Origin of the sequence: Gilliamella sp. M0364 (genome assembly GCF_016100565.1) — a bacterium.
GTDB lineage: Bacteria > Pseudomonadota > Gammaproteobacteria > Enterobacterales > Orbaceae > Gilliamella > Gilliamella apis.
This window is the reverse complement of record NZ_JACFSF010000007.1, coordinates 41,441-64,188: the sequence shown is the minus strand read 5'-3', so window position 1 is coordinate 64,188 and position 22,748 is coordinate 41,441. Positions and strand designations below refer to the sequence as shown.

At 33.0% G+C, this 22,748-nt stretch carries 21 protein-coding genes and 1 riboswitch; of the genes, 13 read left to right on the top strand and 8 right to left on the bottom strand.

What is annotated here, in order from left to right; genetic code table 11:
• Positions 1-5: 5 nt before the first annotated feature.
• From lysA to uvrD, 6 genes are all read left to right on the top strand, one after another.
• Entirely contained in the window at positions 6-1,259 is a 1,254-nt protein-coding gene (lysA, locus tag H3U96_RS08980) for a diaminopimelate decarboxylase (RefSeq protein WP_086360842.1), read from the top strand.
• A gap of 116 nt (positions 1,260-1,375) precedes the next feature.
• The gene (dapF, locus tag H3U96_RS08975) at positions 1,376-2,200 is read left to right on the top strand and encodes a diaminopimelate epimerase (protein WP_065650897.1); all 825 of its coding nucleotides are present in this window, start codon (positions 1,376-1,378) and stop codon (positions 2,198-2,200) included.
• An 81-nt stretch (positions 2,201-2,281) separates the two neighbouring features.
• Entirely contained in the window at positions 2,282-2,992 is a 711-nt protein-coding gene (locus H3U96_RS08970; RefSeq protein ID WP_370527365.1) for a DUF484 family protein, read from the top strand.
• 18 nt (positions 2,993-3,010) lie between these two features.
• Positions 3,011-3,925, top strand: a complete 915-nt coding sequence (gene xerC, locus H3U96_RS08965) for a tyrosine recombinase XerC (RefSeq protein WP_086360852.1) — start codon at positions 3,011-3,013, stop codon at positions 3,923-3,925.
• Positions 3,925-4,638: a 5-amino-6-(5-phospho-D-ribitylamino)uracil phosphatase YigB gene (gene yigB / locus H3U96_RS08960; RefSeq protein ID WP_065578012.1), complete on the top strand. Its 714-nt coding sequence runs from the start codon at positions 3,925-3,927 to the stop codon at positions 4,636-4,638. The genes xerC and yigB overlap by 1 nt, the downstream gene beginning before the upstream one ends.
• Before the next feature lie 183 nt (positions 4,639-4,821).
• Complete coding sequence (gene uvrD / locus H3U96_RS08955) at positions 4,822-7,041, top strand: DNA helicase II (protein WP_086360840.1); 2,220 nt, start codon at positions 4,822-4,824, stop codon at positions 7,039-7,041.
• A gap of 60 nt (positions 7,042-7,101) precedes the next feature.
• On the opposite strand, the gene cyaY is transcribed toward uvrD, so the two are convergent.
• The 6 genes from cyaY to H3U96_RS08925 all read right to left on the bottom strand — a co-directional run bounded on the left by cyaY (position 7,102) and on the right by H3U96_RS08925 (position 10,394).
• Positions 7,102-7,413, bottom strand: a complete 312-nt coding sequence (gene cyaY, locus H3U96_RS08950; RefSeq protein ID WP_086360839.1) for an iron donor protein CyaY — start codon at positions 7,411-7,413, stop codon at positions 7,102-7,104.
• Positions 7,414-7,515: 102 nt separating this feature from the next.
• The gene (locus H3U96_RS08945) at positions 7,516-8,031 is read right to left on the bottom strand and encodes a surface-adhesin E family protein (RefSeq protein ID WP_086357035.1); all 516 of its coding nucleotides are present in this window, start codon (positions 8,029-8,031) and stop codon (positions 7,516-7,518) included.
• Positions 8,032-8,829: a hypothetical protein gene (locus H3U96_RS08940; protein ID WP_065614304.1), complete on the bottom strand. Its 798-nt coding sequence runs from the start codon at positions 8,827-8,829 to the stop codon at positions 8,032-8,034.
• 76 nt (positions 8,830-8,905) lie between these two features.
• Positions 8,906-9,535, bottom strand: a complete 630-nt coding sequence (locus H3U96_RS08935; RefSeq protein WP_165755090.1) for a thiamine diphosphokinase — start codon at positions 9,533-9,535, stop codon at positions 8,906-8,908.
• A gap of 21 nt (positions 9,536-9,556) precedes the next feature.
• Entirely contained in the window at positions 9,557-10,018 is a 462-nt protein-coding gene (rimI, locus tag H3U96_RS08930; protein ID WP_065578006.1) for a ribosomal protein S18-alanine N-acetyltransferase, read from the bottom strand.
• A complete protein-coding gene (locus H3U96_RS08925) occupies positions 9,993-10,394 on the bottom strand; it encodes a DNA polymerase III subunit psi (protein WP_034901402.1) in 402 nt (133 codons plus the stop codon). Before H3U96_RS08925 ends, rimI begins: the two co-directional genes overlap by 26 nt.
• Before the next feature lie 86 nt (positions 10,395-10,480).
• On the opposite strand from H3U96_RS08925, the gene rsmC reads away from it, so the two are divergent.
• Positions 10,481-11,521, top strand: coding sequence for a 16S rRNA (guanine(1207)-N(2))-methyltransferase RsmC (rsmC, locus tag H3U96_RS08920; protein ID WP_065614300.1), 1,041 nt, complete (start codon positions 10,481-10,483; stop codon positions 11,519-11,521).
• 45 nt (positions 11,522-11,566) lie between these two features.
• Here rsmC and hemN read toward each other — a convergent pair whose 3' ends face one another.
• Positions 11,567-12,964, bottom strand: coding sequence for an oxygen-independent coproporphyrinogen III oxidase (gene hemN / locus H3U96_RS08915; protein ID WP_086360837.1), 1,398 nt, complete (start codon positions 12,962-12,964; stop codon positions 11,567-11,569).
• A 223-nt stretch (positions 12,965-13,187) separates the two neighbouring features.
• Positions 13,188-13,688 (bottom strand): Der GTPase-activating protein YihI, encoded by a 501-nt coding sequence (gene yihI, locus H3U96_RS08910; protein WP_086360836.1) that lies wholly within the window; start codon positions 13,686-13,688, stop codon positions 13,188-13,190.
• Positions 13,689-13,854: 166 nt separating this feature from the next.
• Here yihI and coaA point away from each other — a divergent pair, with 166 nt between their 5' ends.
• The 6 genes from coaA to H3U96_RS08880 all read left to right on the top strand — a co-directional run bounded on the left by coaA (position 13,855) and on the right by H3U96_RS08880 (position 22,716).
• A complete protein-coding gene (gene coaA, locus H3U96_RS08905) occupies positions 13,855-14,790 on the top strand; it encodes a type I pantothenate kinase (RefSeq protein WP_034901396.1) in 936 nt (311 codons plus the stop codon).
• A 17-nt stretch (positions 14,791-14,807) separates the two neighbouring features.
• On the top strand, positions 14,808-15,263 hold the full coding sequence (locus H3U96_RS08900) for a DUF1090 domain-containing protein (protein ID WP_034901394.1): 456 nt from the start codon (positions 14,808-14,810) through the stop codon (positions 15,261-15,263).
• Between the two features lie 156 nt (positions 15,264-15,419).
• Positions 15,420-15,464: riboswitch (PreQ1 riboswitch) on the top strand.
• A gap of 2 nt (positions 15,465-15,466) precedes the next feature.
• Positions 15,467-15,940: a preQ(1) synthase gene (queF, locus tag H3U96_RS08895; protein WP_086361174.1), complete on the top strand. Its 474-nt coding sequence runs from the start codon at positions 15,467-15,469 to the stop codon at positions 15,938-15,940.
• 23 nt (positions 15,941-15,963) lie between these two features.
• Entirely contained in the window at positions 15,964-16,620 is a 657-nt protein-coding gene (queC, locus tag H3U96_RS08890) for a 7-cyano-7-deazaguanine synthase QueC (RefSeq protein WP_198196362.1), read from the top strand.
• A gap of 44 nt (positions 16,621-16,664) precedes the next feature.
• A complete protein-coding gene (locus H3U96_RS08885; protein ID WP_065578001.1) occupies positions 16,665-17,336 on the top strand; it encodes a 7-cyano-7-deazaguanine/7-aminomethyl-7-deazaguanine transporter in 672 nt (223 codons plus the stop codon).
• 253 nt (positions 17,337-17,589) lie between these two features.
• Complete coding sequence (locus tag H3U96_RS08880) at positions 17,590-22,716, top strand: alpha-2-macroglobulin (RefSeq protein WP_198196360.1); 5,127 nt, start codon at positions 17,590-17,592, stop codon at positions 22,714-22,716.
• Positions 22,717-22,748: the final 32 nt, after the last annotated feature.

The window sequence follows — 22,748 nt, the reverse complement described above, 5'->3', positions numbered from 1 at the left end:
ATATGATGGATTTTTTACATTACCAAAATGGCTATTTATTGGCGGATAACGTTTCTATTTGCGATTTAGCTAATCAATATGGTACCCCTTTATATGTTTATTCTGCTGATCACATAACTAAGCAATTTCATTCTTATCAAGATTCTTTAAAAAATAAGAAGCATTTGATTTGTTATGCAGCAAAAGCGAATAGCAATTTATCTGTTTTAAACTTATTAGCTAAACTTGGTGCTGGTTTTGATATTGTTTCACAAGGTGAATTAGAGAGAGCATTAAAAGCTGGTGCTGATCCTAAAAAAATTGTATTTTCAGGAGTTGCAAAATCTGTTGTTGAGATTAGACGTGCACTTGAAGTAGGAATTAAATGTTTTAATGTTGAATCAGAACCTGAATTATATCGTATCAATGATATTGCTCATCAATTAGGGAAAACAGCGAACATTTCTTTACGGATTAATCCGGATGTAGATGCAAAAACACATCCGTATATTTCAACAGGATTACGTGAAAACAAATTTGGTATAAGTTATCAATTAGCTTTAGATACTTATCGTAAAGCAGCATCATTAAATAATATTAAAATAGTCGGTATTGATTGTCATATTGGCTCTCAATTAACTGAGCTGTCGCCTTTTCTTGATGCAGCTGATCGTATATTGGCATTAGTTGACCAACTAGCAGCAGAAAATATTCATCTTAAGCATATTGATTTAGGCGGAGGTTTAGGTGTTTGTTATGATGATGAACAGCCACCATCAGCGACATTACTGGTATCAAAACTAATTGAAAAGTTAAAAAATTATCCTGAACTTGAAATTGTTTTCGAACCAGGTAGATCAATCGTTGCCAATGCTGGATTATTAATTACTAAAGTTGAATATACTAAGCATCAAGATGGCAATCATTTTGCGATTGTTGATGCCGGAATGAATGATCTGATTCGACCAGCGCTTTATCAAGCGTGGATGCCAGTCCTACCTGTTAAAGAATCAACAGATTCAAATACCAAAAAGATTTATAATGTTGTAGGGCCAATTTGCGAATCTAGTGATGTATTAGCTTATCAACGTGAACTTTCAGTTGAACAAGATGATCTGTTAGTTATTTGTAGTGCAGGTGCTTATGGCTTTAGTATGGCGTCTAATTATAATAGTCATCCTCGACCGGCCGAAGTCATGCTTGAAGATAGTAATCAGCATAAATTGATTCGAGAGCGTGAAACTTTTGATGATTTATGGCGTGGTGAATTAGTATTATAATTCATTATGAAGTTGATAAATATGTTTTCTAATTTTTGCTTGATTAATACATCTAATCAAACAATATGATGAAAAAGTAATAAATACTGACGATTTACAATAAAAGGTAACTAGAGATGAACTTTTCAAAAATGCATGGACTGGGTAATGATTTTATGGTTATTGATGCAGTAACGCAAAATGTTCATCTTTCAAGTGAAATGATCAAACGTATGTCAGATCGATATACAGGAATTGGGTTTGATCAGTTACTTATTGTTGAGCCACCTTATTCTCCTGAAAGTGATTTTCATTACCGTATATTTAATGCTGATGGTTCAGAGGTTGAGCAATGTGGTAACGGTGCTCGTTGCTTTGCTCGTTTTGTACGATTGAAAGGATTGACTAAAAAAAGAGTATTAAAAGTCAGTACTATGAAAGGTAATATTGTTTTGACGGTAAATGATGATGAAACCGTTCGGGTTAATATGGGAACACCAATTTTTGAGCCTAATAAAATTCCTTTCAAAGCCATTAAAGAAGAAAAAACTTATATTATTCGAGCACAAGAACAAACAGTTTTATGTGGTGTCGCTTCTATGGGGAACCCGCATTGTGTAATTCAAGTTGAAGATGTGTTAACCGCTCAAGTATTAACTTTAGGTCCGTTATTAGAGCAACATGAACGCTTTCCTGAAAAAGCGAATATTGGTTTTATGCATATTATTGATAGAGATAATATTAATTTACGTGTTTATGAGAGAGGCGTTGGTGAAACTCAAGCTTGTGGAACAGGAGCTTGTGCCGCTGTTGCTGTTGGCATTAATCAAGGATTATTAAACCAGCGGGTGAATGTTAATCTACCCGGAGGAAAATTAATAATAGATTGGAAAGGTAATCAGTCGCCGCTTTATATGACAGGACCAGCTACGCATGTGTATGATGGTTATATTGCAATTTAATTACGCTAGACTTTATGAATTTTATTAATAGATTACATAAAGACAATGAAATAAATTATGGTCGTAAGAAAAACACAAACATTGAAGTCAAAACCGTCGCAACGAAAAAAATCATTTGTTAAATTAAATGATGAAATGGTTAGCCAATATATTATTGATAACCCAGATTTTTTTATTCGAAATGCGACTCATATTGAGCGTATGCGCGTACCACACCCAGTGAGAGGTATGATATCACTACCTGAATGGCATATGGCAAGGCAACGTAATAAAATCAGTCAACTTGAGTCAGAAATCACGATGCTGATGGAGCACGCAAGTGCTAATGAATTGCTTTTTAATCAGCTAATAAAATTGCAGTTTCAATTAATTAAAGCAAAAGATATAAACGAATTATTAGATTCTTTAAAAGTTTGGGCTAAAGATTTAGGACTTAATGGTGCCTATTTATATTTATTTGATGACAAATGGTTACTTAGTGCACCATCCAACTATCATTACTTAGCTTTAAATTCATCGCAGTTTGATTTTATTCGTGTAAGACATTTACAGTATAGCCAATTTTATTTAGGTTCATTAAATACAACTGAATTAGATTTTCTATTACCTAAACATGGTTACGTTGGCTCTGTGGCTTTATCATTGTTAGGGCAATTTGGCGATCTTGGTTTGTTAATGTTTACGAGTGCAGATCCACAGCATTATCAGACAGGACAAGGTACCTTATTGTTAGAAAAAATCGGTGAAATATTGCCAATTCTTGTTGAAAAATGGATCATGCGCAAAAAGTAAGGAAATATGATGGTTAAAATGAATTCTAATCTTTCTTCTTTTTTAACCGAGCCTGTAGATCGTTTTTTAAATTATTTAAAATCTGAAAAACAACTTAGTCTTAATACTCAAATTAACTATCGTCGTCAACTTTATGCGCTTATTGATTTAATTGACGGCTTAGATATTACTAAATGGCAGGATATTGATTCATCTGCTGTGAGGTTACTTATTAGTCGCAGTCGACAAACTGGCTTACAAGCTCGTAGTTTATCATTAAGATTATCAGCATTACGCAGTTTTTTTGATTGGATGGTTAAAAATGATCTGATCTCAGCCAATCCAGCCCGTGGTGTATTAAACCCTAAATTGGGTCAACATCTTCCAAAAAATATTGATATCGATGAGATCAATCGGCTGCTTGATATTGAGTATAGTGATCCGCTTTCTGTACGTGATAGGGCAATGTTGGAGGTGATGTATGGTTCAGGATTACGCCTTTCTGAATTAGTAAGTCTCAATTGTCGGGAATTAAATTTAACTGAAGGTGAAGTCCGAGTAACAGGAAAGGGTAATAAAGAGCGGAAATTGCCTTTAGGCCGAGAGTCAATTAGATGGATTGAGCACTGGTTAACTATGCGAAATGATTTAAAACCGCAAGATGATGCTGTTTTTATTTCTAAACTGGGTAAGCGAATTTCACCACGAAATGTTGAAAAACGGTTTGCACAATGGGGGATAAAACAAGGATTGAGTTCACATATTCATCCGCATAAACTGCGTCATTCATTTGCTACTCATATGCTTGAATCAAGCGGTGATTTACGCGCTGTACAAGAATTACTAGGTCATGCGGATTTATCCACCACCCAAGTTTATACCCATTTAGATTTTTCACATTTATCAGAAGTTTATGATTCGGCTCATCCAAGAGCTAAAAGAGGAAGAAAATAATGCACTTTTATCGTTCAATTAACTGCATTAAAGCAATCACATTCGATCTTGACGACACTTTATATGACAATAGTACGATTGTTGATAAAGCTGAAGAGGAAGTGATAAAAAACTTACAACAATATGAGCCATTACAGTATCTAACCTTGGATTTGTATTATCAAGAAAAAAAGTTGGTCCTTGCTGTAAATCCAGAAATATATCATGATGTTATAGATTGGCGAGTTGAGACAATCAAATCGTTATTAAATAAAACCAATATCCCTTTAAATGAATATAGCAAGATTATTGATGAGGCTATTGATTGTTTTAATTTTTGGCGTCATAAAATGGTTGTTCCTAAATCAACACATATATTACTAACTAAATTAGCCAATAAATACCCATTAGGTGTGATTACTAATGGTAATGTTGATATAAACAGAATCGGTTTAGGTGACTATTTTAAATTTTCGCTAAGAGGTGGTCCTGATGGTCGCTCAAAACCATTTCCCGAAATTTTTGCTTTAGCCGCTCAGAAATTAGCTATTCCTAATAATTATATTTTGCATGTTGGTGATAATTTGGAGACAGACGTCAATGGTGCGATCAATAATGGTTTTTTAGCTTGTTGGATTAATATTTTTGGTAAGGATATTTATCATCTTTCAGATGCTAGATGTTTACCACATATTGAAATAACACAATTGCCAGAATTAGATAATCTGTTATAATTCAGTGCATATATGTATAAAAAGACAGGCATTAAATGTAATAAACATTTAATGCCTGTCTTTGTTCTTTTTTATACCTACTTATAATAATTATAAATACAATGAAAAAATTAAAAACGTTTACAACATTTACAACATTAATACTAATTAATGTTGGCTATAATTGCGATGGGTTAACACATCATGGAAAATAAACAGTCATTATTAATCGACCTAAACACTGAACAAAAAAATGCTGTTACAACTGATAGCCAATACACCATTGTTCTTGCTGGTGCGGGAAGTGGTAAAACACGTGTATTAGTTCATAGAATTACTTGGTTGTGTGTTGAAAAAAATTATTCACCAAACTCAATTTTTGCCGTTACCTTTACCAATAAAGCGGCGGCTGAAATGCAAGAGCGTATACAAGCTTTAGTTGGTGAAGGATACTTAAATGGTATGTGGGTAGGAACTTTTCATGGTTTAACCCACCGTTTGTTGCGTATGTTTTCTCAACAAGCTAAATTACCTGAGAATTTTCAACTTATTGATAGTGAAGATCAGATCCGCCTTATCAAACGAATTTTTCGTGAACTTAAAATTGATGAAAAGGAATGGTCACCAAAAGAGTGTGCTAACTTTATCTCCACGCAAAAAGAAAAAGGACTTAGGGCAGATAATCTAAAACCAGAAGATTCGAAACAAGCAATGTGGCAAACAATTTATCGTGATTATCAAGCAATTTGTGATAGAGTTGGTTATGTTGATTTCTCAGAGTTAATTTTGAGAGCATATGAATTGCTTTGTAGTAATGAAACTGTTTTAAATTATTGTCGCCATCGTTTTTCAAATATATTAATAGATGAATTTCAAGATACTAATAAAATTCAATATTGGTTGGTGAAAAAATTAGCTGGTGACACAGCAAACGTAATGATTGTTGGTGATGATGACCAGTCAATTTATAGTTGGCGTGGAGCTAATGCTGATAATTTACAAATGTTCATCGATGATTATCCAGAAACTGAAATCATTCGTTTAGAGCAAAATTATCGATCGACAGGCATTATTTTAGACTCTGCAAATAAGTTGATTGCTAATAACCGCAATCGTTTGGGTAAAAATTTATGGACCGACAGTGGTGACGGAGAAAAGATTTCACTATATATTGGTTTCAATGATATTGATGAAGCACGATTTGTTGTAGGTCAAATAAAAAAATATCATGCTGATAATCATAATTATGCTAGCTGTGCCATTTTATATCGTAATAATGTGCAATCACGTATTTTTGAAGATACCTTATTACAAGCCGGTATACCTTATCAAATTTATGGTTCAATAAGATTCTATGAAAGGCAAGAGGTTAAATTAGCTTTAGCTTATTTACGATTATTGCATGACCATGATAATGATATGGCATTTGAAACTACGGTAAATACCCCAACTCGTGGCATAGGCAGTGTCACTTTAGATAAAGTTAGATTATGTGCTAAGCAGAATAATATTTCGTTATGGGATGCATGTTTAATGCTGATCGAAAAAAATGCTTTAGCTGAAAGACAACGCTCAGGTATTAGTCGTTTTTTAGAATTAATGGAATCTATTCATGTCGAAGTTAATGAATTACCATTTTATAAACAATTAGATGCAATTATTAAATTATCTGGCGTATTGCAAATGTATGAACAAGAACCTGGTATTAAAGGACAAGCTAGATTAGATAATCTAGAGGAACTTGTTTCATCTGCAGAGCAATTTTTTAGAGTTAACCAAGACAATGTAATTCAAGACAATGAAACTGGCAAAACCTTGACTGTTTTAGAATCATTTTTAGCATTTACCTCTCTTGAAAGCCGTGACGTAGTAAATCAACAAGATTCGGTGCAATTAATGACGTTACATTCAGCGAAAGGTTTAGAGTTTGACAATGTCTTTATTGTTGGTTTAGAGGAAGGTCTTTTTCCTGCACTACGCTCTCAAGAACGAGAAAAAATGGAAGAAGAAAGACGCTTAGCTTATGTTGGTATTACCCGAGCTCGTAAGTTTTTAACTCTCTCTTTGTCTGAATTAAGGCGACTTTATGGCCGTGAGGAGCGTAATTTGCCATCACGTTTTTTAGCTGAATTACCAACTGAAAATTTGCAAGAAATCAATTCTCGAGCTAATTTAACATCATATAATAATGATTCTTCCAATAAAAATGAGCAGTTCTACCAAGATCGTAAAAAGTCATATATTAAGAAGAAAAAAGAAAGCGATGGATACACATTAGGTAGGAAAGTTAAGCATAATCGTTTTGGTGAAGGTACCATTGTTAATTTAGATGGTGAAGGTGAGCATAGACGAGTGCAAATTGCTTTCATTCATGAAGGGGTTAAATGGCTAGTAGTGAAGCTGGCAAATCTTACCTTAATGTAAATGATAGATTCTAAATAATTAAAGGATGCTAAGTTTTAGCTTAGTATCCTTTTTGGATTATTATTGCTCTGATTGCTCTTGTACTGATAAAGCAAATATCTCTTCAAATGGTTTATCTGTTCGATTACATATCCATTTGTCATCAATCAAATCAAAATGATAACCTTGCTTTTGTGTTGCTAACCAAACTTGAAAAAGTGGTTCTTGAGTATTAACGATAATTTTACTATTGTTTGGAAAACTAATGGTAATAACGTTGCCGTTAGTTTCATAATCGAGGTCTATATCATGTTCGTCAGCGTATTTATCTAGATATAATTCAATTTGATAAAAAAGTTGATCCGTTAATGCATGGAATTGCGTGATATTCATATTGATGTGATTACAATTTTGTAGTTAATAAATTGATATTAGCATAAAAAAAAATACTCTGCCACCGCTAGGTGGCGAGTGTAAAAACGAATGAAAATGGAACTAACTGTTTAATGGTAAGGAACAAGCAATAACCATTAATTTATGCTTTTCATCGCCTTTTTCTGCTCTCATCCATCGACTAGGAATATCAATAGTGTTTATCAATTTACCTTCGGCAAAATAGTTCTCGATAAGTTCAATTTTACCTTTTGCAATTTCTTTTTTATCACAATTAGCATAATAATTAATAACTACAGTGTGATATGGTGTTTTTACATTATCAATATTTTGAACTAATGCTGGAACATAATTAGAAACTTCTTTAAAAATACGAATTTTATTGTTATAAGGATGTAACTTTATAGAATTTTTATCAAGATAAGAATAACCAATAGTGTTGTCCTCATCAGTTTTAGATAGAGGTGTAAATTGAGCACCAATTTTAGGATTACTTAGCATTACCTGTACCTCTTTAGCTTGAGAGGCTAATTCAGCTTCAGTAAGTGGTTTCTTTTCTTCTGCATGAGTGATAGCGGTAAAAGAAAAGAGCATTAAAAATAAACATAATTTTTTCATTTAAATTTTATCTCCCTCTTTTGAGCTATTTTCAATTGGTTTATTTTGTTGAGTTTGAGACTGTTTTTCTTGAGCTTCTTTTTGTTCTTTTTCTTGTTGTTTTTTCAATTTATAAGCTTTAATCTTTTCTTGACGCACTTTATCCATTTGTTCATCAAGTGGTTTCATATCAGGGCGATCTTTATAAAGAATGTCTTTCTTAATATCTCCTTGAATAGAACAGAGTATACGGTTTTGATTATCAGTAAAAGTTTCTAAATAAAGAGATTTTTCAATGGTACCAAGTTTGGGGACAACACCATCAATCGAGTAGGGATTATCTTGCCATACTGGTGATTTTGCATTTCGATCATAAATTTTGGCATTGGCAATATAAACATTGTTATTATATTGTAACCATTTTAAATTATTAAGTGTTTTAGTAATTTCCTCTTGGCTATTATCGAAGATAAAGCCCCAATAGTAATATTGTCCCGATAAATTGGTTGGAATATAGATATTTTGATAGCCAGTTATCGTTAATCCGTGGTATTTAAGAGGTTTTTTGAAATTAACTTTATCTTTATTTTGTTGATAAATTGATTCTACAGGAATATAAGTAACATTATCTGTTGTTGTTAAATCAACATATTCGCTGAATAATTGTTTATTTTCAGCCAATTGTTCAAAAAAATGGTTATCACAAGCGAGAAAACTATCTACTATCTTATCTGTAATGCTTACGGTATCGTTCTGCGCCAGAGCCATGCAAGAAACGAAAGAAGAACAAACAAGCACAGTAAGTTTTTTTATTATCATAAAGCGGTTCCTTTCACCAAAATCACGCTAATTGTTTGTAATAGTATTGTAAAGTAATGTAAATATTTGTGTCAATCTAATTCAAATTATTTTGAACTAAAATTAGTAAGTCACCGTTTTTAAAAGAGATTTTTACTTTATCATTAATGGCTTTGTTACGTAAACTAATGCAGCCGCCAAGAACTAATGTTTGATCTTTTAAGGGGTATTCAAAGCCAGTTATAGTCAAATTAGTTACCGTCGACAATGGCATTAACGAAATAATATGATTTTTTACGTGGTCAATAATCTGATGATGATCAGCGAAGAAAAAATAGCAATAATTGTCATAAAACAACATTTTGAACTGATGATAGTATTGCATAGCTATAGACAAGTTACCTAAGAAATGATCACTAGCTCCACCTGATGCACCATATATTGTAAATTTTGTAACACCTTTACTATTTAAAAATAGTAATGCTTTTTCGAAATCAGGCTTAGATTGATCTGGAGTATGAATAATTTGTGTTTTTGACGGAATTGCCCTAGTTGAGTCAATGCTATCTAAATCTCCGATAATAAAATCAGGTTCAACGGCTGATTTAACTAAATAGCTATGATATGCACCATCAGTACAGGCAATATAAGTATAATCTTTTATATTACTAGGAATATCTTTTGGAGGTTCACCATTGACAAATAGTAGTGCTGTTTTTTGGGGCATGATTATTCCCATTAAATTAATTTATAGTGTTAATGTATAAGCCATAATAATTGCATCTTCTTGATGGCCATCAACAGTTGGATAATAATTTTTTCTGACTGTTATTTGATTAAAGCCAATTGAATGATATAACTCAATTGCTGGCGTGTTAGATTCTCTAACTTCTAACCATAGAGTTGAAATAACCTGTGGTGAGCTTATGGCTGTTAAATTATCAATTAAATGATTTAATAATGCTTTAGCTAATCGCTGTTGTCTATAGGCAGGATGTATTGCAATATTAAATAAAGTTGCTTCATCGGCAACTTGTTGGCAAATACAAAAGCCGACCAGTTTATTATCAACGGTTATTTTAAGATTAATATAACGTTCACCTTGATTTGAAAAAAAAGTTTCTTTAGACCAAGGGATAGGGTGGCATATGAGCTCTAACTCATAAGCTGCCGTTAAATCATGTTCATTCAGGATGGAAATTGTTTTCATATTCACATAACTGCTGCCAAAGTTTACGTTTTTGTTGTGGATCTTTCGCTAGCGAATCTAAATCACTGGTATTTATGGTTAAATTATTTTGCCATGGTTCATTGCTAAGCACATCTATAAACCATGTCACTATTTTCACTTCATCCGCCGAAATAATTAATTGCGAAGGGGTAAGAAATAATACTTGTTCTTCTGTTAAACGGATGGCTTTTAAAATATCGTAATATATTTTTTGTGTTGGTTTTTGTTTAGCAACGACAATTAAACGAATTTTTTCGTCTATATGAGTCGCAAGTTCTCCCTGGAATACGGTCGAATTGCGTAAAACATATTGAGTAATATTACATTGCTTAAGATACCAATCAGTTTGTGTCATTGTCAGATTACGGTTTTACTAGGGATTAAAGAAAGTTAATTGTATAATCTTCGCTTCAATTTATAAAGGTTTTTCATTGAGGCATTATGGCAACATCTGTTTTTACTCCAGCTAGCCAAGTACTTGAACGTCATCAGTCATTTTTTGATGATAAAAATATTCTTATTGCTGGTGATATTCAAGACAATTATCCTGCGATTATTGCAGCAAATATCGTCAAGATTCATTGTTCCCAATATCATACTTTTTTAAGCTTTAAAAATAGTAAACGAGCTAATAACACTATATTTTCGCTCTATCCTGATACATCTTTTTATAGTGATATAAATACCCTCATTTATTATTGGCCTAAAACCAAGAGTGAAGCACAATTTCAGTTATCATATTTATTGAACAATATGCCTAAAGATAGTGATATTTTTATCATTGGTGAAAATCGTTCTGGGGTAAAAAGTGTGGAAGGGCTGTTAAGTGACTTTGGTTCTATCCAAAAAATAGATAGTGCAAGACGATGTGGTTTATATCATTTTCGAGCTGATAGTCGTTTGGCTTTTGAAGTAAAAGACTGGTGGTTGAGTTATCACTTAACGATTGAAAATCAGGATATCGAAATTAAAAGCTTACCAGGTGTCTTCAGCCAGAAAGCCTTAGATGCAGGAAGTGAGCTGTTATTAAATGCACTTATGGATCATAGTGATATTATCAAAGGAAATATCCTTGATGTCGGTTGCGGCTCGGGCATATTATCAACAGTAATAGGTAAACTAAATCAAGATATAAGCTTAACATTAACTGATGTAAGTAGTGCTGCATTAGAATCAAGTAAAGAAACTTTAGCTGCTAATAACATTGTTGCACGTGTTATTGCTAGTGACGTGTTTTCAGATATAAGCGATAAATATCATTTAATTATCTCTAATCCACCTTTTCACGATGGCAAAGAAACAAGTTATACCGCAGTTAATAAGTTGATTAAGGAAGCAAAAAAACACTTAAAACTAAATGGTTATCTTTGTATTGTGGCAAATTCATTTTTACCATATCAATCGATCTTGGATGAAACATTTAAAAGTGTTGAAATTATTGCTCAAACGACTAAATTTAAGGTTTATTTAGCCAGTCATTAACATTTAAATCAGTATCATTAAATAGTCATGCGTGAATTTATTTAATTAAATCACGCGTGAAAACTGTTGTTGTCGCACCAATCGACGCATATAAATATCAAAACACATGCAAATATTACGAATTAAAAGCTGGCCTTTAGATTGAACATTGATGCTATCTTGATTAACGACAACTAATCCATCTTGTTCTAGTGGTGCAAGTAGTTTTAAATCTTCAGCAAAATAGTCATCAAATTGGATATGGTAATGTTGTTCAATCTGTTTTTTATCAAGCTGAAAATGGCAAATAAGTTGTTTAATAACATCTCGACGTATTTTATCATCACGATTTAAGGTAAATCCTTTCCATAAACCATGTCCTTTTTGTTCGACTTGATCTTGGTAACTTCTTAAATCTTTTTGGTTTTGGGCATAACTGTCTCCCAACATACTTATTGCTGATACACCAAGACCAAGTAAATCGGCATCTCCCTTAGTGGTATAACCTTGAAAGTTGCGATGTAACTTGTTTTGTTGTTGTGCGATAGCTAACTCATCAGTTGGTTTTGCAAAATGATCCATACCTATAAATTGGTAACCAGCGAGAGTCAATTTTTCAATACTGGTTTGTAAAATTTTCAATTTCTGACTTGCATTAGGTAAATCATTATCTTTGATCTTACGTTGGGCAGCAAATCGACTAGGTAAATGTGCGTAATTAAAAACACTTAATCTATCAGGCGAAATATCAATCACTTTATTTAATGTTTCGGTGAAACTTTCAACAGTTTGCTTAGGCAATCCGTAAATTAAATCTAGACTAATAGAACGAAAGTTATTTTTTCTTGCTTGGGTAATTAGTGAACGGATCAAATTTTCATCTTGCTCGCGATTAATTAAATTTTGAATTTCATGATTGAAATCTTGGATCCCCATACTTAACCGATTAAAGCCAACATTAGCTAGATGATCAATCGTTTGTGGACTTATTTCTCTTGGATCTATTTCAATGGATAGTTCGGCATCTTGAGCAAAGTTAAAGTGTTTTTTGATCGATGAGAGCAAGCGGCTAATTTCAGCATCAGTTAAAAAAGTAGGGGTGCCGCCCCCCCAATGCATTTGTGTTACAGTCCGGTTTTTAAATAATGCGGACTGTTTAGTAATCTCGATATCTAATACATCAAGGTATTTAGTGACTTTGTGGGTTTGTCGTGTAATCAGTTTGTTACAACCACAAAAGTAACAAAGTTTATGGCAAAACGGAATATGTACATACAGCGATAATGGTCGTTCAGGATAAAGGTTGGTCGCTAAAATGAAATCTTGTTCAGTAAACTGTTCGTTAAATTCAAGTGCTGTTGGATAAGAGGTATATCTTGGACCTGAATAGTTATATTTTTCAATTAACGCTTGATCCCATAACTGGGTTTGAATCACATTTTTATTTAATCCTGCGTTTGACATTGTCATTTCCATAACGTTTTGCTGTATTACGTTGTTTTGCTCTTATTTGTGTTTTTAATTTAATGTAATTAGTTTTTTTTAAATATAATAATGTGCAAATAAATAATCCTAAATATAAACCTAGCATAATCAATAGTAGCATGGTGGTATATGACTCTTTATCGTGGTTATTTTGTATATAAGATTATTGATGGTTTATAATGCATATTTAACTAAAACTAACTTAATTACGTTTAAGTAAACTGACGATATCTTCTTTGGTTTCTTCTTGCTCATCCTCGAAATCTTCATCTTCATAACCTAATATTTGCATAAGTTTGTCTATACGGTTTAGTTTATTATCAAGATAAGTTTGTTGCTCGTCAGTTAAGATTTTACCTTGCTCTACTAAATCTAGTAATTGATCCAGTTTAGTATCATTTTCAAGTTGTTCTAATTCTTGTTGTGGTATTAACTTGGCTTTAGTTATTTTGGGTTGATTAATTTTATCTATATTTTTAATAGATGAATTATCATCTATTACCAATGAAATTGGTTTTTTACTGCCAACACGAGGATCTTTTATTGTTTTAGTTGCTTTGTTATTTTGATTGTTATCTTGACCATTAAAACGTGAACCACTCGGTAAACCTTTATGTTTACGTTTGCGCTTTAACTCACGAGATTCTTCATTAATCTCTTGGCGGGTTTTTTTAGGTTTTTGTTTTGATTTATTTTTTAACATACAATCTCAATTTAATATCTGATTATTAACTCACTAAACGTATTTTACCAGTAAGTCATCAATATAGCTATGAGCATGAGATAATACCAATTTATGATTGTAAAAAAATAGATTTAGTATAATCTGAGCCAAATTATTTATATCAGCTAGCAATAGAGAATAAAATATGACAAATCATTTGAGCCCTTACATGCAATTTACCCGACAAGAATGGGCGAGCTTGCGTAATGCGGTACCAATGACTTTAACGCCAGAAGAATTGACTTCATTACAAGGTATTAATGAAGATTTATCCATGGATGAGGTAAGTGAAATTTACTTGCCTTTATCTCGATTACTCAATTATTATATAAGCAACAGTTTTAGCCGCCAGGCAGTGTTATCAAAATTTTTAGGGAAAAGTCAAAAAATACCTTATATTATTGGTATTGCAGGTAGTGTAGCTGTTGGTAAAAGCACTACCGCCCGTGTCCTACAAGCATTGTTGACTCGTTGGCCAGAGCATCGGAAAGTTGCATTGGTGACAACCGATGGTTTTTTATATCCTAACCGTTATCTTGAAGAACGTGGTATCATGAATAAAAAAGGATTTCCACAATCCTATGATATCAAAAAATTACTTAATTTTGTTGCTGATGTAAAGTCAGGACAAGCAGAAGTTAAGGCGCCCGTTTATTCTCATTTAGTTTACGATATTGTTGAAGATGAACATATTGTTGTTGATAGTCCAGATATTTTAATTCTTGAAGGATTAAATGTTTTACAAGGCACCATAAACTATACTCAAGCTAATAATCGTGTATTTGTTTCTGATTATGTCGATTTTTCGATCTATGTCGATGCACAATTACCGCTATTACACGATTGGTATGTTAACCGATTTTTAAAATTTAGAGCTGGGGCATTTAGTGATCCTAACTCTTACTTTAACCATTATTCAAAGCTTCCAGAGGAAGAGGCCGTGAATATTGCTAACCGCCTTTGGCGAGATATCAATGAATTAAATTTGATTGAAAATATCCTACCAACACGGGAACGAGCAAGTTTAATTTTAACCAAAGGTAAAGATCATAAAGTAGATTGTGTTCAATTAAGAAAATAAACTTAAGGGGAATCAATATGAAATCAGCAATAAGGTTATTAAGTAAGTTAAGCATTATCACTTTAGTTACTGCATTTTCGGTAAATAGTTATGCATCAAGCAATGACGAAAACCAAGGCTTAAATTGCGATGCTAAAAAGCAAGCAATTGAAACGAAAATAGAACAAGCCAAAAAAGCGAATAATACCAATGAAGTGACAGGTCTTGAAAAAGCGTTGCAAGAAGTTAATACCAATTGTACTGATGAAACCTTAGAACAAAAATATAAAAGATTAGTAGTTGAAAAAACTAAAGATGTTACAGATAAAACCAAAGAATTAGCTGAAAAAACCAAAGAGTATGCAAAAGATAAAGTTAATGCTCATCAAGATACAATCGATGCATTAAAAGCGAAATTAAATGATGCCGAAAAAGAATTAGCTGATGCTAAAGATAAACTTGCTGATTATTACAAACAATTGACCAGCAAATAAGTTATATTTGACTTAAAAAAGTGCTTTCCTCACACTTTTTACCTAAGTTCTCAATAAATAAGCACCATTGATCTAGTATTAATGGTGCTTTTTGTTAAGACACGCAACGTTGCTTAAACTGGACTTTTTTATTTAAAAAGAGTATGGTGGGCGCCTAATTACGTGGTTCGTGAACCTCCCACGCTAAAAAACTAAGGAAAAAAATGAGTAATATAACACTACTTGGCGATCAATCCGTTCGCTATCCTACTGACTATTGTCCAGAAATTTTAGAAAAATTCGATAATAAACATCCAGAAAATGATTATTTTGTAAAATTTAATTGTCCTGAATTTACCAGTCTTTGTCCGATAACAGGACAACCTGATTTTGCCACTATTTATATTTCGTATGTGCCAAATATTAAAATGGTTGAAAGTAAATCGCTTAAGCTTTACCTATTCAGCTTCCGCAATCATGGTGATTATCATGAAGATTGCATTAATATCATCATGAAAGATCTAATTAAATTGATGGATCCGAAATATATAGAAGTGTGGGGTAAATTTACTCCCCGAGGTGGAATATCTATCGATCCTTATGTTAATTATGGAAAAGCAGGTACTGATTGGCAACAAATAGCGTTGAATCGCTTGGCTAATCATGACCTTTATCCTGAAAAAATCGATAATCGTTAATTTTTCTACTGGATTCGTTAAAAATGCAAAATCGTAAAGTTCTTGTTATCTTTTCAGGTGGCCAAGATTCTACAACTTGTTTATTGCAGGCCATTGCTGATTATGGTCGTGAAAATGTCGAAACCATTAGTTTTCAATATGGTCAACGTCATGCAATTGAACTGGAAAAAGCTAAATGGATTGCTGAAGATCTTGGCGTTAAACAAACGGTGATCGATACTTCGGTGATTAAACAGACCACTAATAATGCTTTGATTGATGACTCGCAAGAAATTAAAGCAGCCAAAGATGGGGATTACCCGAATACTTTTGTTGACGGTCGTAATATGCTGTTTTTACTTCTAGCTGGATGTTATGCCAAACAACAAGATATTTGCGACATTATTATTGGTGTTTGTGAAACTGATTTTAGTGGCTATCCTGATTGTCGTGATATTTTTATTAAATCAATGAATGTATCGATGAATCTGGCTATGGATTATAACTTTAATCTTATTACACCGCTAATGTATCTCACTAAAGCTCAAACATGGGAGATGGCCGATAAGCTTGGTTATTTGGATTATGTCCGAAAATACACCCATACTTGTTATTATGGCGTTGATGGTGGTTGTGGTAAATGTCCTAGCTGTATTCTTCGCGAAAAAGGTTTAAACGAATATCTTAATCATTCAAATTAATTGTAACACTGGGTTCACTTACCCCATTAAAAAAGGAAAAATTTATGTATCTGAACACTAATTCAGAACAAACTAGCCAATTTACTCACGCACAACAAATGAAAGCCCTTGGTTGGCTTTCGTTTTTTCATATTTTGGTTATTGCTTCAAGCAATTATCTGGTACAAATCCCTTTTGATATTTTTGGTTTCCATACCACTTGGGGAGCGTTTACCTTTCCATTTATCTTTTTGACTACCGATTTAACTATTCGGGTCTTTGGCGCGAGTTTAGCGAGGAAGATTATTTTTGTGGTGATGATTCCCGCTTTACTATTTTCTTATTCTATCTCAGTACTGTTTTTTGAAACCCATTGGATGGGATTTTCCGCGTTAGCCGAGTTTAATAGCTTTGTTTTCCGGATTGCTTTAGCGAGTTTTGCCGCTTACTTAGTAGGTCAATTGATGGATATTACCGTGTTTAATTATTTACGTAAAAATAGAGCATGGTGGGTAGCGCCTTCAGCATCAGCAATATTAGGTAATGGTATTGATACCATCGTCTTTTTTGCGATCGCCTTTTATAAAACAAATGATGAATTTATGGCTACGCATTGGGTTGAAATTGCTACTATCGATTATAGCTTTAAAATTATTATCTGTGGATTATTCTTTTTACCGTTATACGGAATTATTTTAAACTTTATCTTAAAAAAATTGCTTATCAAATCTCAGTAACTTGACTTTAAGTTTACCTACAAGTTATTACTTATTCGCTAGTTAGAGTTTATTGACAATATAGTAAATTCTAACTGCCTATTTTTCTTTCTCAAAAAGGCCGTTCCTCAAAATTTTTAACAAAATTCATAACTTAATTATAAAAAAATTATAAATCTGATTAAAGAAGTTTTGCTAAACTTTGTCTGAAAGTGCATAATATTGATAAAAAAAGCAGTACATTCATTGTAACAGTAAGGGATTAGGTGAAATAATGAGATTGATAAAACACTTAGCGGTGTTAAGTTTATTTTTGATGCTATGCGCTTGTGATAATCAGAAAGATAAAACAGTAAATTCACTACAGGCTGATAAAACTGAGGTAGCAACAGATGTCATTAACAATAAAACCAATACTGTTGCAACAGAAACTTTAACTGAAGCTGAGGCTGGATCTCATAATGCCTTTAATCCAACGCCAGAATTAATTGAAAAGTACAAAGGAAAACAATTAACTGTCATTGATAGTTCTGAAGTTATTATTGATGGTTCAAGTACTTTAGTAGTGACTTTTTCGGTACCTCTTAATCCTAAGTTGAATTTTTCTAATTTACTCAGATTAGTTGATAGAAAAACAGGTAATGTTGATGGAGCATGGGAATTATCTGATAATGGTTTAGAGCTAAGACATCGTTATCTTCAACCAGATCGACAACTGGTTTTAACCATTGATAAATTATTATCAGCTATCAACGACAGTCATTTAGAATCTGTTTACCAAAAAGAAATTACGACTCAAGACCGCCAACCTACAGTAGGTTTTGCAAGTTCGGGTATATTACTACCAAGTAAATCTATGAGCGGATTACCTGTCACAACGCTGAATGTAAATAAAATTGATATTAACTTTTTTAAAATTAAACCAGAAAAATTATCTAAATTAGTGGATGATTTTGGTTTTATTGATTTGCTTTCAATTTGGCGTTCAAAAGAATTGACTAAATATGCTGATTTAGTTTATTCATCAAGATTCGATCTTCATCCAAAACCTAATGCACAAGAAACAGTTTTAGTAAACCTTGCTAATATTGCTGAACTTAATCAAGAAGGTGTTTATATTGCTGTGATGAATGAAGCAGGTATTTATAATGAATCGAATCCAGCAACTTTATTTTCAATTAGTAATATTGGTGTGTCAGTTCATCGTTATAAAAATGCTAAGATAGCAGTAATGACTCATGGTTTAGATAATGGTAAACCATTAGCAAATATTGATTTATCATTAATGTGTCGTAAAGATGAAAATAGTAAAAAATGTCATACAATTTCAGCAGTAACAGATCAAGATGGTTATGCTGAATTTAACCTAGGTAATAATTATGACTATTCGTTATTAACAGCCAGTGATGGCCAGCAAACTTCTTTTGTTAATATTGATCGTAATGCGCTTAATTTGACTGATTTCAATTTGTCCGGTAGTCCTTTTTATCAAAAACAATTGTTTGTTTTCGGACCTCGTGATCTTTATCGTCCGGAAGAAACCGTCTATTTTAATGCATTATTACGTGATGCTGATGGGCAATCATTACCAGATCAACCTATCATTGTTGATATTCTTTCTCCTGATAGTCGAGTGATTAAAAATTACCAATTAAAAAGTAATGCTGATTTAAATGGTTTATATCAGCAAACGTTTGATATTCCTTATGATGCCGCAACAGGTAAATGGGCAATTCGTTTTAATTTAGGCGATGATGATTATCGTTACTGGAACTTTAAAGTTGAAGAGTTTTTGCCTGAACGTATGGCAATGGAAATAAAAAGCACTACAAGCGGGGCGGTTCTTAATAACGAAGATATTAACTTTAATGTTAAAGGTTGGTATTTATATGGTGAACCAGCAATAGGTAACAGTTTAGAAGCTAATCTCTATTTAAAGACCGTCGATTCAGTTACTGGCCTAGCTGACTTCAAAATTGGAAAAGTGACAGACGAAAGCCTATATCGTGAGCTTGATTCTCTTGAAGTTGAGTTGGATGATGATGGTTTAACTCAAATTGAGGTTAGCAAAGATAATTGGTCTGGATTACAGTCTCCTGCTAAATTGGTTTTACAAGCAAGTCTACTTGATTCAGGAGGTCGACCGGTTACACGTTATGCGACACAAACCATATGGCCTGCAGATAAATTACCTGCAATTCGAGCGCTATTTGAAGATTCACCATATTATGATTGGAATAAGGATGAATATTATGATCGTCCTACTGTTGACATTGACCATAATGCCGAATTTGAAATTGCTTATATTAATCTTGAAGGTGAAAAGTTAGCTACAAATTCACTAAAAGCTCGATTGATTCGCGAACGTCGTAATTATTATTGGACTTGGTCAGATGAGGATGGTTGGCGAGTAAACTATAATTCTAGTGAATATATGGTTTCAGAAAATCAATTATCTATTGATGCAGGTAGTACAACAAAAATAAGTTTCCAACCAACTGATTATGGCTCTTATCGCGTTGAAGTTGTTGATCCTCAAACTAATGTTGTGACAAGTTTCCGTTTTTGGGCTGGTTATGATTGGGAAGATAATACTCGTGGCACAAAATCTGTACGGCCAGATCAAGTTAAGTTAACTATTGATAAACCATCTTATAAAGTTGGCGATATAGCCAGAGTGAATGTGCAGGCACCAGTTGCTGGCTCCGGTTATATCTCTTTAGAAAGCAATGGTGGTACCATTTGGAAAAAATCAATAACTATTGATGAAAATGGTTTAGATGTTGATATACCAATCGAAAATTGGGGACGACATGACATTTATATTAGTACTATGATAGTTCGTCCATCGACAGATGCTGCTGTACAAACAGTTAAACGAGCAATTGGGTTATTATATTTACCAATTGACACAACAGACCGTCAGTTAAATGTTGCAATCAATGCACCAGTACAAGTTGAACCAGAAACTACTGTACCAATAAAAATCAAAATGGATAAAGAATTTATTCAAAAGGATAAAAAAGTCACAGTTTTGGTTTCTGCAGTTGATTCCGGTGTGTTAAATATAACTGATTTTGTTACACCCGATCCATATACAGGATTTTTAGGTCGTAAACGCTATGATACCAGTATTTACGATGTTTATGGTAAATTGATTGAAGCTTCAGGTCGTAATGTTAACATGAGCTTTGGTGGTGATGCGATGGGTGCTGGTGGTAAAAAACCATTAAATGACGTCCTAATTGTAGCACAACAACTTGAAACTATTCAGTTAAATGATGAAGGCGAAGGGATAATTAACTTACCATTGCCTGATTTTAATGGTGAACTACGAATTATGGCGCAAGCATGGGATACCAATCGTTTTGGCAGAGCTGAAAAAACGATGAAAGTTGCTGCTCCTGTTATTGCTGAATTAACAACACCTCGATTCTTATCTGGCGGTGATCAGGCGATTTTAGCGTTAGATTTGCATAATTTGACTGGTAGTACGCAAAACATGCAAGTTGAGGTATCAGCTAGTGGTTTGCTTCATCAAAATGAAACAAAATCGGTTACTGTAAAACTAGATAGTAAACAGAAAGATATTATTAAGATTCCTGTTGCTGCCGATTACGGTTATGGTAAAGGAACAATAAAGATAGATGTAAAAGGCATTTTGCTTGAAGATAATTCTGATTTCAATATAAGTCGTTCTTGGACAATTGGTATAAGACCTGCATATGCCGCAACTTCAAGATCTTATGTCTCAGCAGTAGATGCAAATGAAAGCTGGCAATTATCAGACCAAGCTTTAACTGGTTTAATCGAAAATACTGTTGAAGGACAGTTAGTGGTCTCTAATCAACCTCCGTTAAATATTGCACAATATATTAAAAGATTATTTGCTTACCCATATGGCTGTTTAGAGCAAACTACGAGTGGCTTATTCCCATCTTTATATGCTAACAGTGAACAACTGGCGCAGTTAGGCATTAAAACTGATTCTGATGAAAAGCGCCGAGAAAAAGTTCAAACAGGTATTTCACGCATTTTATCAATGCAACGTAGTAATGGCAGCTTTGGTTTATGGAGTAACTATAGTGAAGAAGAACATTGGCTAACAGTCTATGCCACAGACTTTTTATTGCAAGCTAAAGAGCGCGGATATCAGGTTAATGATAAAGCGCTTGATGCTGCAATGACGCGTATTGGTCAATATATTTATGATGCCTCTGCATTTAGTAATCTTAGCTATTACGGTGATTTAGACGTGCTTGAGTTTAATAAATTATCTATTAAAGCCTATGCGTTGATGATACTTTCTAAACAAGAGAAAATCACTGCAGCAATGCGTAATGAAATTAATTATTTAACCGATAAAATAATGAGCAGTGATACATCATTTATCTACTCACCATTACCATTAGCTCATTTAGCGGTAACAGCAAAATTAAATGGTTATCAGGCAACCTATGACAAATTATTGCCGTTAGTTTTTACTACTCCATATACATATAATGATAGGTGGTTAGGTAATTATGGTAGTACAGTTCGTGATCAGTCATTAATTCTTTCTTTATTGATAGAAAATAATATGGCGCAGAATAATCAAGCAAATTATCTATATAATTTGTCAGATTTATTAAATGATCAACGTTATTTCTCAACACAGGAATTAAATGCGTTATTTATTGCTGGTTGGACATTAGAACAACATAAAAGTGGTAATCAATTCAAAGTTTCAATAAATGGCAAAATTGATGATGTTGATTCAGTTGTTTCTCACTCCTATGATTTTGATGGATTAGCACAAGGATTATCTATTAATAATTCTGCTCATGATGAGCCGCTTTATATTAAATTTTCTGTTACAGGCTATGAAAAAACACCTCCAGCACCAACATCGCAAGATGGTTTTTTAACTATTAAGCGTACCTATTATGATTTACAAGGTAAAGAGATAATACCATCGAATATAGAAGTAGGTTCAATGATGGTTGTCGTTTTAGATGTAACAGCTCAAAAAGCTGTGCATGATGCCTTAATTGTTGATTTCTTACCTGCAGGTTTGGAGCTAGAAAATCAAAATCTTGCTAATAGCAGTGTAAATTTATCAACAATTCCATGGGTTGCTGATTTATTAAAAAATGAGGATATTAACGAGATTAAATATCAGGAATTTAGAGATGATAGATATGTTGCTGCGGTGAATATCAATACCTATGTCAATGAAAATAAATATCGTAAACGCGTTGCTTATTTAGTTAGAGCAGTGACTACAGGTGATTACATGATTCCTTATCCTTATGTTGAGTCTATGTATCGACCAGATCGGTTTGCTATAGGACAATCACTTGATTTGATGACAATATCCAGTCCTAGTAAAAAGGATAACAATGAAGAAGGTGATAAGTAATTTCACCATTACATTTTATAAAATGATTATTC